Annotated in this window: 10 protein-coding genes; 3 read left to right on the top strand and 7 right to left on the bottom strand. The window is 65.6% G+C overall.

The annotated features are described in order from the left end of the window. Positions 1 to 124: 124 nt before the first annotated feature. A complete protein-coding gene (locus BDW41_RS15470) occupies positions 125 to 2,086 on the bottom strand; it encodes a glycoside hydrolase family 127 protein (protein WP_074549894.1) in 1,962 nt (653 codons plus the stop codon). A gap of 556 nt (positions 2,087 to 2,642) precedes the next feature. Continuing rightward, positions 2,643 to 3,542: a LysR family transcriptional regulator gene (locus BDW41_RS15465; protein WP_074549883.1), complete on the bottom strand. Its 900-nt coding sequence runs from the start codon at positions 3,540 to 3,542 to the stop codon at positions 2,643 to 2,645. Positions 3,543 to 3,656: 114 nt separating this feature from the next. Here BDW41_RS15465 and BDW41_RS15460 point away from each other — a divergent pair, with 114 nt between their 5' ends. The 3 genes from BDW41_RS15460 (at position 3,657) to BDW41_RS15450 (ending at position 6,511) form a co-directional block, all read left to right on the top strand. Then, positions 3,657 to 4,568: an alpha/beta hydrolase gene (locus tag BDW41_RS15460; RefSeq protein ID WP_074549881.1), complete on the top strand. Its 912-nt coding sequence runs from the start codon at positions 3,657 to 3,659 to the stop codon at positions 4,566 to 4,568. A gap of 27 nt (positions 4,569 to 4,595) precedes the next feature. After that, entirely contained in the window at positions 4,596 to 5,537 is a 942-nt protein-coding gene (locus BDW41_RS15455; RefSeq protein ID WP_074549879.1) for an alpha/beta hydrolase, read from the top strand. Positions 5,538 to 5,716: 179 nt separating this feature from the next. Next, entirely contained in the window at positions 5,717 to 6,511 is a 795-nt protein-coding gene (locus BDW41_RS15450) for an SDR family oxidoreductase (RefSeq protein WP_074549876.1), read from the top strand. 86 nt (positions 6,512 to 6,597) lie between these two features. On the opposite strand, the gene BDW41_RS15445 is transcribed toward BDW41_RS15450, so the two are convergent. The 5 genes from BDW41_RS15445 to BDW41_RS15425 form a co-directional block, all read right to left on the bottom strand. Further along, on the bottom strand, positions 6,598 to 8,013 hold the full coding sequence (locus BDW41_RS15445; RefSeq protein ID WP_074549873.1) for an amino acid permease: 1,416 nt from the start codon (positions 8,011 to 8,013) through the stop codon (positions 6,598 to 6,600). 72 nt (positions 8,014 to 8,085) lie between these two features. Further along, complete coding sequence (locus BDW41_RS15440) at positions 8,086 to 9,846, bottom strand: DUF885 family protein (RefSeq protein ID WP_074549871.1); 1,761 nt, start codon at positions 9,844 to 9,846, stop codon at positions 8,086 to 8,088. 32 nt (positions 9,847 to 9,878) lie between these two features. Next, positions 9,879 to 11,081: a Xaa-Pro peptidase family protein gene (locus BDW41_RS15435; protein ID WP_199535357.1), complete on the bottom strand. Its 1,203-nt coding sequence runs from the start codon at positions 11,079 to 11,081 to the stop codon at positions 9,879 to 9,881. 2 nt (positions 11,082 to 11,083) lie between these two features. Next, positions 11,084 to 12,679 carry an aldehyde dehydrogenase (NADP(+)) gene (locus BDW41_RS15430; RefSeq protein WP_074549867.1) on the bottom strand — a complete coding sequence of 532 codons (1,596 nt, stop codon included), beginning with the start codon at positions 12,677 to 12,679 and terminating at the stop codon, positions 11,084 to 11,086. A gap of 1 nt (position 12,680) precedes the next feature. Next, positions 12,681 to 13,586 (bottom strand): dihydrodipicolinate synthase family protein, encoded by a 906-nt coding sequence (locus tag BDW41_RS15425; RefSeq protein WP_074549865.1) that lies wholly within the window; start codon positions 13,584 to 13,586, stop codon positions 12,681 to 12,683.

Raw genomic sequence — 13,586 nt, 5'->3', positions numbered from 1 at the left:
CAGGCAACACGCCGCCAGGCCGGGCATGCGCCCAACCGGATCGTTCTGCCGTTGAAGCGCGACAGCGCGAGCGCCGTGCACTCCGTGATCGCCCGCCGTGGTGGCGACGGGCAGGTTGACGTTCTCAGCCGTTGCCGAGTGCGCCGGTTTCCTGCTGCCAGTACACGGCGTAGCGTTCGCCATGCACCTGATTGAGCGGAACGACGGCCAGCTTGCCGTCGCGCGTCTGTGCCTCGAAGCGAAGATCCTGCACGGACAGCACCTTCAGCCAGGGCGCTTTCTCCGCATCACCTGCGGTGACACGTGGCGCCGGCCATGGCTTGGGCTCGGGCTTGGGCGCCGCGTCGTAGCCGCAGTACTGCATGTCGTGGGTCAGGCCCTTGTCGCCCAGACGCGCCGCCAGCACCAGCGGACCGTAGAGCGCCGCCTGCAGATGGTCGTCGCCGGGTAGCGAGACGGTATCCAGCTGCATGGGCAGCTCCAGCTCGATCTGGTCGCCGTCGTGCCATGAACGCTGAAGCGTCAGATAGCTTCCGGGCGAGGCAAGCACATCCAGCGGCTGGCCGTTGATGCGTACGCGCGCGCCATGGCCGATCCAGCCAGGCACGCGAAGATTCAGCGCGAACGTGGCCGGCTCGGCGAGCGTCAGCCGCAACCGCGTAAGGGCTTCGCGAGGGAAGGCGGTTTCCTGGCGCAAGCGCAGCTTGCGTTCCGGCCAATGCAGTTCCGAGGGGATGAACAGATTGACGTAAAGATCGTCGCCGTCGTGGAAGTAGATGTTGTCGTTGAAGCGCGCGAACTCTTCGGCGCCCGTGCCGGTGCAACACCAGAACGAATCCGTGGGCGAGTTGTAGAACTTCGCGGCGCCCGGCTGCAGCGGGTAGTAGTAAAGCTTCATGCCGTCGCCGTCCTGCGTGCCCAGCCGCGCGTTGTAGAGCGTGCGCTCGTAGTAGTCGAAAGCGCGAGGGTCGCCATTCCACGCATAGACGTGGCGCGTCAGCTTCATCAGGTTGTAGGCCACGCAGCACTCAGCGCTGTAGAGGCCAAGTTGACCCTTGAGGTCGCCGGGCGGCGTGTTCCAGAACTCGTCGTTGCTCGAACCGCCCGTGGCGTAGGTGCGTTGGCGCGTGACCGTTTCCCAGAAGAACTCCGCGATGCGCCGGTAGCGCGGCTCGCCCGTCAACTCGTAGCGGCGCGCCGCGCCCAGGATCTTGGGTATCTGCGTATTGCTGTGCAGGCCTTGCAGCTCATCGCGATGGCCGGCCAGCGGATCGAACAGCGATGCCTGGTCGAACCGATGGGCGGCATCCAGGTAACGCTCGTTGCCGGTGATGGCGTAGAGCTGATACAGGCCGTCGTTCATGCCGCCGTATTCGGTCTTGAGGATGTGCGCCATCTGCGCATCGGAAAAACCGTTGAGCCAGCGCACCGTCCAGTTGCCGATACCCACGGCGACCTGCAGCGCCTGCGCATTGCCGGCGTACTCGTGCATGTCGAGCATGCCGGCGAGAATCTTGTGAATCGTATAGAACGGCGCCCACACCTTCTGGCCGCTGCTCAGCCGGTCGAAGAAGCTCTCAGGAAACGCGCTCAGGTATCCATTCGGCTGCTGGCAGGCCGCCAGCGCGGCCACCAGTTGATCGCCGCGCTGCTTCAGCTCCGTGTCGCCGGTGCTGGCATAGGCCAGGGCCACCGCGGAGAGATAGTGGCCGCCAGCAAAGTGGCCGCGCAGTTCGCAGTCGGGTTTTTCCCAGCCACCGAGCGGTTGCGCGGTGGAGGCGATGCCCGCCTGCACGCGGAACGCATGGGCCAGCCGATCGACCGGCAGCGTGTGCAGGTAGCGCTGGTTGATGGCCGCGGCGCGGGAGAATTCGCTGTCGAGCAGGCGCACCTGGCGCAGATCGAAGGGCTGTACGCGGCGTACCGGCTTATCCTGCACGGCCGTGGCAAGGCTGGCGCTCGCGGGTGTGGCCGTGTCGGCGACATCGGGTGCAAGCGCCATCGCCTTGGGCAGCACCGCCAGCGAGGCGAGCGTCGTCGCTGCGCGCTTCAGGAAGCGTCTGCGGTGGTCGACGCGTTCAGGCATGTGTCCTCCCCGACCAGTCTGAGCATCTCGTGCGGCGGCGATCCACCGCGCTGTATTTCATCCTGCCGTCACATGGAGGAAGCGTCTTGTGTCATTTGCGGAAATCGCATGCGGAATTCCGCACAGTTTTGTGTCCGGCGCATTTCGCCTACGGCGTGCATGCGTGCGAATGAAACGATGGACATGACAACTGATGACAGCACGCGTTGCGTCAGCGCGCGACTGGATGGGACTTCAAGGTTCGCGCCTTCTAAGACGTCATGGTTTATGAGTGTCTTGAGCCATCGGCGCGCACGCTGCTTCTGAGTCAGGCGCAACACGTCGGCTCATCCGTGTGGGAATTCCGGCCGGACTGAGCACCATTTCGGGCAACCACTGAACACCCACGGGGCTGACCATAGGGGGGGAGGGGCTTGGGGCCATATCCTGGAAAGGCCCGCTTCCGACCTACGGCGGACATTGCATTTCGGCGAGTAGGGGAGCGCAAGAGCACCATGGAACTGCTTTTACAAGTAGAGGACACCTTTGAAATCGCCGGCCATGGTCTCCGTGTGCCTCATGCCTGTCCTGTGTAGCGCAAGGCGTCGACCAGCAATGAGAAGGCGGGCGAGGGGTGTCTGCGGCTCGGGTAATAGAGATGGTAAGGCTCGAAGGTCTTGCGCCAGCTTGAAAGCACCTCAACCAATTGCCCCGCGACCAGGTGTGCCTGCATGTAGGCCAGCGGCAGATAGGCCAAGCCAAGCCCATTCAGTGCGGCATCCCGTGCTGAGGCGATGCTGTTGCTGATGAACTGACCATCCACTTTGACGCGCTGCTCCCGGCCAGCTTTTGTAAACACCCAGGCGAAGTATTCACCGTGGGTCGGCAGGCGGAGATTGATGCAGGTGTGTTCAGTCAGGTCGCGCGGGTGCTTCGGCACCTGGCGTTTGGCAAAGTAGGCCGGCGATCCGACGACCGCCATCGGATGCGCCGAGCTGATCTGTACGGCGATCATGTCCTTGGCCACCAGACCACCGCGACGAACGCCTGCGTCATAGCGGCCGCTGACGATGTCGGTAAGTCCGTAGTCGATGGTGAGCTCGACCCGGATGTCCGGATATTGCGGCAGGAAGCGGGTGAGGGCCGGCTGCAGCACGTTGTGCATCGCGTATTCGTCGGCGTTGAGGCGGATGGTGCCCGCGGGCTTGTCGCGCAGTTCGGTGATCTCCTCCAGGCCCGCATCGATCTGGCCCATCGCCGGGCCGATGAACCCCAGCAGCCGCTCGCCAGCCGGCGTCAACGACACGCTGCGCGTGGTGCGCGAAAGCAGGCGCAGGCCCAGTCGTGCTTCCAGTCCTCGGATGGTCTGGCTCAGAGCAGATTGCGAGACGCCGAGCTTGGCGGCCGCTCGCGTGAAGCTGGCTTCTTCTGCGACGGTCAGGAATGCCACCAGGTCTTTGAGCTGATGCCCGTTCATTGATAAGACCAGCTTATGATGAGGTTCGTATTTTGGCGGATTATCAGCATGGTGGCCAAGGCTTACCGTATCTCCCGGTGGCATCGATGGATGCCGGGAAATCAGGAGGCCGCGATGGAAGCTGTGACATTCAAGAACTACGTGTGGGACGTGGCAGGTATTTTGCGCCTGCCCGCGGATTTCGATCCGAGCCGCCAATACGCGGCCATCGTCTGCGTGCATCCCGCAGGCGGCGTGAAGGAGCAAACCGGCGGCCTGTATGCGGAAAAGCTGGCCGCACAGGGCTTCGTCACGCTGGCCTATGACGCCACTTTCCAGGGCGACAGCACGGGCGAGCCGCGCCATCTGGAAAACCCCAACATGCGCGTGGAGGACGTGAGCGCCGCCATCGACTACCTGAGCACCTTGCCCTATGTGGACAAGGAGCGCATCGGCGTGCTGGGTATTTGCGCGGGCGGTGGCTATGCGACCAACGCCACCGTGATCGATAGCCGCATCAAGGCGCTGGGCACGGTAAGCGCCGTGAACTATGGCCAGATGTACCGGCACGGTTGGGACAATACCGCCAAGCCGCAGGATTGCCTGGCCCTGCGCGACTTGGCAGCCGCGGCCCGTTCCGCGGAAGCCAATGGCGAGCCCACGCAGTACCTGCCCACGGTGCCCGACGATCGCGAGAACGCGGCCAAGATCCATCCCGACTTCGCCGAGGCCTACGACTACTACCGCACACCGCGAGCCCAACACCGCAATGCCCCCGGCAAGCTGACCACGCGCAGCCTGGCGCAACTGGTGACCTACGACGCCTTCAACAACGTCGAACTGTTCCTGACCCAGCCGGTGCAGATCATCGCCGGCAGCATGGCCGGCACGCGCTGGATGAGCGAGGACCTGTTTCGCCGTGCTGCCAGCAAAAACAAGGATCTGCTGGTCGTCGAAGGCGGCACCCACATGGCCATGTACGACCAGCCCGCGATGGTGGAAGCCGCCGTGGGCAAGTTGGCGCCGTTCTTCAAGACCCACCTGTAAGTACAGGCACTCCCAAAGGAGCATCTCATGAGCCAAAAGCAATCCGTCACTTTCAAGAACCGCAGTTGGGACGTGGCTGCCACATTGCGCCTGCCCGAAGGGTTCGATCCGGCCAAGAAATACGCAGCCATCATCTGCGCCCACCCCATCAGCAGTTGCAAGGAGCAAACGTCGGGCAGCATCTACGGTGAAGCGTTGACCAAGGAAGGCTTCATCACACTGGCCTTCGACGCCTCTACGCAGGGAGTGAGCGGCGGCGAGCCGAAGTACAGCGAAGATCCCGGCATGCGCGTGGAGGACTTCCGTTGCGCCGTGGACTACTTGGTCACGCTGCCTTACGTGGATGAAGACAAGATCGGTGTACTTGGCGTGTGCGGCGGCGGGGCCTATGCCGCCAATGTGGCCATGACCGAAAAGCGCATTAAAGCGGTGGGCACCGTGGTTGCCACCAACTACGGCCGCATGATGCGCGACGGTGATATGTCGCCCGATGCAGCGCTGAAAACGCTAGAGGCGATCGGCAAGCAACGCACGGCTGAAGCGCGCGGCGCCACTCCCTTGATCGTGGGTTATATCCCCTTCGCCAATCAGGCCGAACGCGAGAAGGCTGGCGTCAACGACGTGGACATGATCAACGCCATCGACTACTACCTGACGCCGCGCGGCCAGCAGCCCGGCTCGCCCAACAAGCTGCGCCTCACCAGCACCGGGGCTGCACTGGGGTGGGATGCTTTCCATCTGGCCGAAAAGCTGCTGACGCAGCCGCTGCACGTGGTCTTCGGCGGCGTGCCGGGTGCCTTCGGTTCCTACGCGGATGGCCTGGAACTGTATCGTCGCGCCCGCTCAACGCAGAAGTCGATCCAGATCGTGCCGGGTGCCAGTCATTACGATCTCTACGACCAGCCTGATGCTACCGGCCAGGCATTGTCCCAACTGGTGCCTTTCTACAAACAGCACCTGGGGCTGTGAGACGAGTGGCAGCAAACCTATCTGCACGTTCACGAGATCGGTGTGCGTTGTTACGCCATCGATCCCGGGACAAGCGGAGCGAGCCCTTGTGGAATCTGTCGGATGGGCCAACCGGCATCAACATTTACGCTGCTGCGGGCTGAATAACCGTTCCGCAACGGCATCAGAAGGAATGCACCATGCAATTCAATTTGAACGGAAAGATCGCTGTCGTGACCGGTGCGGCTCAGGGGATCGGCATGGCCATTGCCGGCTCGCTATTGGCAGAGGGCGCAGAGGTCGTCATCAATGACCGCGACGAGACCAGGGTCGACGCCGCCGTGACCAAGCTCCACGCTGCGCACCCCGGCGCCACGGTGCGCGGCGTGGCGGCGGACCTGGCTTCCGCAGAGGGCTGTGCTCACCTCGTTGCGGAGGTTCCCCGGTGTGACATCCTGGTGAACAACGCCGCCATCTTCGAGACAGTCGACTTCTTCGATGTCAGCGACGACACCTGGAACCGTTACTGGGCCGTCAATGTCATGTCTGGCGTCCGGCTATCGCGTGCCTACCTACCCGCCATGCGCGAGCGAAACTGGGGGCGTGTCGTCTTCATCGATTCGGAATGCGGTATCAGCACGCCACCGGACATGCTCCACTACGCCACCACCAAGACGGCCGTGCTGGGCTTGTCGCGCGGATTGGCCAAGCGCATGGCCGGCACCGGCGTGACCGTGAACGCGGTGCTGCCCGGTCCCACCTTGAGCGAAGGTGTCGAGGCCATGCTGAAGGCGGAAACCGAGCGCACGGGCAAGAACTTGGAAGAGGTGGGCACCGAAGTGCTCAAGACCCTACGTCCCTCATCCATCACCAAGCGGTTCCAGACGGCCCAGGAAGTCGCCAACCTGGTGCTCTACACCTGCTCACCGTTGTCTTCGGGCACCACCGGTGCGGCGTTGCGCGCAGACGGCGGTGTGGCTGATACGCCGATCTGATTTTTCGGCGCCTTGACGAAGCGCTGCTTCCCGACGCTGAAGCGACGGCCAATCCAAAACACCATAGTCTGTGCCGAGGGTACTGACTATGGTGTTTTGTCCATGACGGCGAGCCGGCTGTTGCGGCGGCCATAGCTGGCGTACAGCACGCAACCGAGCAGCAGCCAGATACCGAAGCGCACATAGGTGATCCACGGCAGGCCCCAGATCAGCCAGCACGAGAAACCCACGCCGATCAGCGGCACCAGCGGCACCAGAGGCGTGCGGAAGGGGCGATGCAGATCCGGCTGCCGCCAGCGCAGCACGGCCACCGCCGTGCAGATGACGATGAAGGCGCCGAGCACGCCGATGTTCACCAGCTTGGCCAGCTCGTCGAGCGGAAACAGGCCGGCCGCCACCGTGGTCACGCCGCCGAGCAGCAGGGTGGAGCGGTGCGGTGTGCGCCAGCGTGGATGCACGGCGGCGAACCAGCCCGGCAGCAGGCCGTCGCGGCCGAGGCTGAAACCGATGCGTGCGCCGGCCAGCAGGTTGGCGAAGATCACGCTGGTGATGCCGCAGACCGAGGCCAGCGAGATCACCACCATCGCCCACGGCAGGCCGATGCGGATGAACGCATTCGCCACCGGCGCGGCGTTGTCGAGCGTGGTGTACGGCACGATGCCGGTAAGCACCAGGCAGATGGCGATGTAGAGGATCATCGCGATGCCCAGCGACAGTAGCACGGCGCGCGGCAGGTCGCGCTGCGGGTTGCGCGATTCCTCCGCCGCGGTGGTGAGCATGTCGTAGCCGAATACCGCGAAGAACACCACCGCCGCGCCGGTCACCACGCCATGCATGCCGAACGGCATGAAGGGATGCCAGCGTTCCGGCTTCACGTAGGCGGCGCCGGCGATGACGATCAAGGCCGCGCCGGCGATCTTGATCGCGACGATCAGCGTGTTGAAGCGCGCGCCCCATTCCATGCGCACGGCGAGCAGCGCGGTGATCAGCATCGAAATGACGATGGCGGGCAGGTTCACCACGCAGTCCGGCGCGCTGCCCCAGGCGCCGCGCGCCCACAGTGGCAGCGGAATGCCTGCCGCATCGAGCAGGGCCTGCATGTAGCCCGACCAGCCGACGGCGACCACCGCGGCGATCAGCGCGTATTCCAGCAGCAGGTCCCAGCCGATGATCCAGCCCGCGAACTCGCCGAGCACGGCATAGCCATAGGTATAGGCGCTGCCGGAAACCGGGATGAGCCCCGCGAACTCTGCATAGCACAGCGCGGCCGCGGCACTGGCGATGCCGGCGATGATGAAGGACAGCAGCACCGCCGGACCTGCCTGCGTGGCGGCGACCGTGCCGGTGAGCACGAAGATGCCCACGCCGATGATGCCGCCGAGGCCAATAGCGGTGAGCTGCCAGAGGCCAAGCACGCGGCGCAGGCCGCTGCCGCCTTTCGCTGCATCGCCCTGGAGCAGTTCTACGGGCTTGCGCCGCAGCATGTCGTTGATCAGGCTCATCGGTATCTCCCCCGCAAGGCGCGTTCTGGTTATGGGGGCGCCGGGTGCGGCGCCCCGGTCTTGTGCTGCTGGTTATTTGGCGTGCGTCGCGTAAGGCGACTTGCCGCCGTCGGCAATGAAGGCGTCCACCGCTTGCTGCAGCACCGGCAATGGCACCGAACCCAGCGAGAGCACCGTGTCGTGGAAGGCGCGCAGGTCGAAGCGCTCTCCCAGCGCCTTCTCCGCCTTGGCGCGCGCATCGACAATGGCCAGCTCGCCCAGGTAATACGACAGCGCCTGGCCGGGCCATGCGATGTAGCGATCCACCTCCGTCTCGATCTCGTGTTCGCTCAGCGCGGTGTTGTCGCGCATGAAGGCTTGCGCCTGTTCGCGCGTCCAGCCCTGGTGGTGGATGCCGGTGTCCACCACCAGGCGACAGGCGCGCCACATCTGATAGCTCAGGTAGCCGAAGCGGTCGTATGGCGTGTCGTACATGTCCATCTCCACGCCCAGCCGTTCGGAGTAGAGCGCCCAGCCTTCGCCGTAGGCGGAGATATAGGTATAGCGGCGGAAATCGGGCAGCCCTTCATGCTCGGCGGCCAGCGGCATCTGCAGCGCATGTCCCGGCGCCGACTCGTGCAGCGTCAGCGCAGTGAGCGAATACAGTGGACGCGACGGCAGATCATAGGTGTTCACCAGATAGATGCCCGGGCCGCCGCGTCCGCCGGTGTAGAACGGCGCGAGATCGGCCGGCACGGGCTCGATGGCGAAGCGCTGCCGCGGCAGGCGACCGATATAGTTGCCGATCTTGCCGTCCACGCGCTTGGCGATCCACGCCGCGTCCTTGAGCAGCTCGTCGGCCGTCTTCGGGTAGAACTTCGGATCGGTGCGCAGATAGTGCAGGAACTCCGGGAAGCTGCCCTTGAAGCCGCTCTCCCTGATGGTGTCGTCCATCTCGTGGTGGATGCGCGCGACTTCCTTCAGCCCCAACTCGTGGATCGCGTCCGGCGTCATGTCCAGCGTGGTGAACTCGCGGATCTGCGACTGATAGAAGGCCTTGCCGTCCGGCATGGCTTCCGCGGCCAGCGTGGTGCGCGCCTGTTTCATGTAGGTGTTGCGCATGAAATCCAGCAGCTTCGCGTAGGCCGGCAGCACCGAGCGCTGGATCGCATCGCGGCCCTGCTGGCGCAACTGCGCCTGCTCGCTGGCGGGAATCGTCGCCGGCATCTTGCGAAACGGCGTGTAGAACAGGTTGTCGTCGCCCTTGGCGTCCGCCACGTCGGCGATGGACTGGTCGCGCCCCGCCAGCGTCACGCGCGGCACGCTGAAGCCGCGCGCCAAGCCCGCGCGCATGTTGGCGGTCTGCTCGTCGAAATAGCGCGGAACATCGTTCAGTTGGGCGATGTAGTGCCGGTAGTCGTCCGCCGTGCGCAGCGTGCGGCGCGCGGTGAAGCCCAGGTTGGTCCAGAACGCCGTGTCGCTGTTGAACGGCATCTCCCAGGTGTGGAACTGCTGGTCGGCGAGCAGCGTCTGGATCTGGTTGCGATAGACGGCGTAGTTGACCGGATCATCGCCGTGCAATTGATTCACCGGTATCGCGTCGAGCTGTTTCAGCACGTCGGCCCAGTAGCGTTCGCGCGCGGCCTGGATGGCGGCGTCGACCTTGGGCAGGTGGTCGGCCAGCGCGCTGTCGTGGCTGTCCTCGTCGTCCTCGCCCTTGAACTGCGCCTGGCGCCAGGCCCACTCGCGCGTGTAGATCGCATGGAAGCGGGCGGTAGCGTCGTCGTCCGCGTGCGCCGGTAGGGTAGCGGCAAGGCAGAGTGTGCAGGCAAGGGCGAGGAGAAGAGGCTTCATGTCGCTGTCCTAGGTGCAGGCGGGTGTCGTGATCATGCGAAGGGCTGATCGATGGCGGGCGAGGGCGGCGTGAACCACTCGGCACCTTCCTCGGTGACGTAGAAATGGTCTTCCAGTCGCACGCCGAAACGGTCGGGCACCACGATCATCGGTTCGTTGCTGGCGCACATGCCCGGTTGCAGCAACGTGTGGTCGCCGCGCACCAGGTACGGCGTTTCGTGGATGCTCAGCCCGCAGCCATGGCCGGTGCGATGCGGGATGCCCGGCAGGCGGTAGTCCGGCCCCAGTCCCGCCTTCTCGACCACGCGGCGCGCGGCGGCGTCCACCGCTTCGCAGGCAACGCCGGGACGTATGGCGTCGAACGCAGCCTGTTGCGCGGCCTGTTCCAGTTCCCAGACGCGCGTCTGTTCCGCATTTGGACGTCCAAAGATGTAGGTGCGCGTGATGTCGGAGTGATAGCCCTGCACCGTGCAGCCGGTATCGATCAACACCAGTTCGTCCGGCTGCAGGTACTGCTCGCCGGGAACGCCATGCGGATAAGCCGTGGCCTGGCCGAACTGCACGATGCAGAAGGTGGAACCGTTGTCCGCGCCCAGTGCACGGTGGGCCTCGTCGATGAAGCGCACGAGCTCGCTGCGGCTGATGCCTTCGCGCACAAGTCCCGCTGCAAGGCGGTGCACGTGCAGGGTCATGGCCGTGGCCTGCTTCATCAGCGCCAGCTCAGCGGGCGACTTGCACATGCGGCAGCCATCGACGATGACGCTGGCATCGCAGAGCGGCTTGCCACCCAGCGCGGCGCGCAGCCGTTCGGCGACGACATAGGGCGCGGCGGGATCGAGCGCGAGGCTGCCGGCGCCGCGTTCGCGCAGCGCATCTGCGACGAGTTGCTGGGGATCCTCGTGTTCCTCCCACAGGCGCACGTCGGCGGGAATGCGCAGCACGGGTTTGAGCGAGCCGGCCTCGAAACCGGGGCACACCACGATGGGCTCGCCACGCGCGGTGAGCAGCATGCCCACGAGCCGTTCGCTGGCGCCCCAGGGCACGCCGGTGAAGTAGCGCAGCGAGGTGCCCGCGGTGATCAGCAGGGCGTCGATGCCTTGCTGGCGCAGCAGCGTGCGGGCGCGTTCGATCCTTCGCTGGTATTCATCGGCCGTGATCGGCGCGGCGGTGCGCTGCCACGGTGCCAGTGACGCGCGCGCCTCGGCGGGGTCGAGACCGCCGATCTGTCCCTGCAGGCTCATCGGGGCGCCTCGGGTTCAAGATCGTCCGTGCGCCACACGCCGTCGATCAGGCGTGCGATGCCGTCGGGGTTGCGGTCGCGCAGTTCGTGCGGAAGCTGTTCCTCGGGCACGTGGTCGTAGCAATGCAACGCGGTGAAGCGCGTGATGGCGGCCGGCATGCCCACCGCGGTAAAGCCCGGATGGCCGGTGCTGGGGTAGGGGCCGCCGTGGTTCATCGCCGCGCTCACGGCCACGCCGGTGGGCATGCGGTTGCCGATCAGGCGTCCCACGCGCGGACGCAACGCATGGGCCACCACCGGCCATGCGGCATCGTCGCTGCCGTCGTTGGCGCTGTAGAGCGTGCCGGTGAGATTGCCTTCGAACACTTGCGCCACCTGCGCCATCTGGGCGACATCGCGCACGCGCACCAACAGGCTGACGGGGCCGAAGGCTTCGGTCTGCAAGGCTTGCGGTGCGCGAAGGAAGGTGTCGGCGTCCACACTGAGCAAGGTCGGCGCATAACGGAAGCCGGGTTCGCCGACGCTGCCGCCGACAAGCACGGCGGCGCCGGCATCGCGCAAGGTCGCGACGCCTTTCTGCAGATGTTCCAGCACGCCGCGCGAGAAGAGCACGCTGGGTGCTGCCGATGCGAAATGCGCGGTGGCCGCAACCACGAAGGCATCGCCGTCCGCACCCTGCGGCACGATCACCACGCCGGGATTGGTGCAGAACTGGCCGCTGCCCATCGTGCAGGAGGCGAAGAACTCCTGCGCCAATGCCACACCGCGTTCGGCCAGCGCACCCGGCAGCAGGAATACGGGGTTGACGCTGGACAGTTCGACGTACGCGGGAATGCCGGCCGCATCCGCCGCCGCCTTCAATGCCAGTCCGCCCGCGCGGCTGCCCGTAAAGCCGATGGCGCCGAGTCGCGCATCGCCGGCCAGGCGCGCGCCAACGCCGTAGTCGAAGTGATAGAGCAATTGCACCGAGGCAGGCGGCAGGCCCGTCTGCTTGAGCGCCGCGAAGGCGATCTGTGCGAGGCGCTCGCTGGTGGCGGGATGCGAAGGATGCGCCTTGGCGATCACCGGATTGCGCGCGGCGATGGCCGAGGCGAAATCGCTGCCCGCGATGGCGTTGAACGCGAACGGAAAATTGTTCGGCCCGAACACCAGTACGGGTTTGGACAGCGGCGCACGGTGCGCGCGCAAGCCGGCGGCCGTGTCGATCACCGGCTGCGTCCACGCGTAGCTGCGCACGGCCTTGGCGGCAAGGCGCAATTGATTGGTGGTACGCGGCAGCTCCACGGCGGCAAGACGCGGTTGCTTGGGCAGCGCCGTTTCCGCGTGGGCGAGTTCCACCAGCGCCTCGGCGTCTGCCTCGATGCCCGCGGCATAGGCTTCCAGGAACGCCGCAATGTGTTCGGGCGGCGTGGCGGCAAGCGCCTCAGCCGCGGCAGCGGCGGCGCTGAGCGCCGCCTCCACGTCCGCTGTGCCGCAGAGCGGGTATGCCGGGCCGATCGGTTCGCCCGTCATCGGGTTTTCCGCGCGGAACGCGCCGAGCAGCTGAAGCGGCAAGCGCCAGTCGCCGTCGACAAGCAGCGGTTGCGTGCTCATGTCACAGCACCGGCGGGTGGGCAATGGCGTGGTCGATCACGCGCATCGCGGCGTCGCGTTCGGCGCCGTGCATCACCAGTCGTGGCGCGCGCACGCGCTCGCTACCCATGCCGACCTTCTCCTGCACCAGTTTGATGAGCTGCACGAACTTGGGCACGGTATCCAGGCGCAGCAGCGGCAGGAACCAGGCATAGAGTTCGGCCGCCGCGTCGGCGCCGCCATCGCGCGCCAGCTCGAACAGCTTCACGGACTCCTTCGGGTAGGCGTTGACCAGGCCGGCGATCCAGCCGCGCGCGCCCATGGCCACGCCTTCGACAATGGCGTCGTCCATGCCCACCAGCAGTTCCAGGCGGTTGCCCAGCAAGGCGCGCAGCGCGGCGAAGCGGCGCACGTCGCCGGAGGACTCCTTCACCGCCTGCACGTTCGGGAATTCATGCGCCAGCTCGGCGATCTGCTCGGGCGAGAAATCCGTCTTGTAGGCAATCGGGTTGTTGTAGAGCATGCAGGGCAGGTCGGTCGCGGCGATCACCGCGCGCAGGTGCGCGCCCATCTCGCGCCAGTCGGTGGAGTAGACATACGGCGGCAGCACCATCAGGCCTGACGCGCCCAGCGCCTTGGCCTGGCGGGCGAGGCGCACGGCCTCGTCGGTGGACAGCGCGGCGATGCCCGGAATGACCGGCGCGCGGCCATCGAGCGCCTTCACCAGCGTGCGGATGATGTCCAGTTTTTCATCGAACGTCAGCGTGGCAGCCTCGCCCAGCGAGCCGAGCGGCACGATGCCCTTGCAGCCGCTGTCGATCAGCATGCGCGCGTGCCTGGCGAGGAAGTCGTGATCGACCTGTCCGTCGGCGGTGAATGGCGTGGTGATGGCGGGAATCACGCCGTGCCAGATGGATGCGTTGCTCAT

Source organism: Dyella sp. AtDHG13, from assembly GCF_003201105.1.
GTDB lineage: Bacteria > Pseudomonadota > Gammaproteobacteria > Xanthomonadales > Rhodanobacteraceae > Dyella > Dyella jiangningensis_B.
The sequence above is the reverse complement of the archived record's forward strand: the minus strand, read 5'-3'. Positions and strand labels throughout refer to the sequence as shown.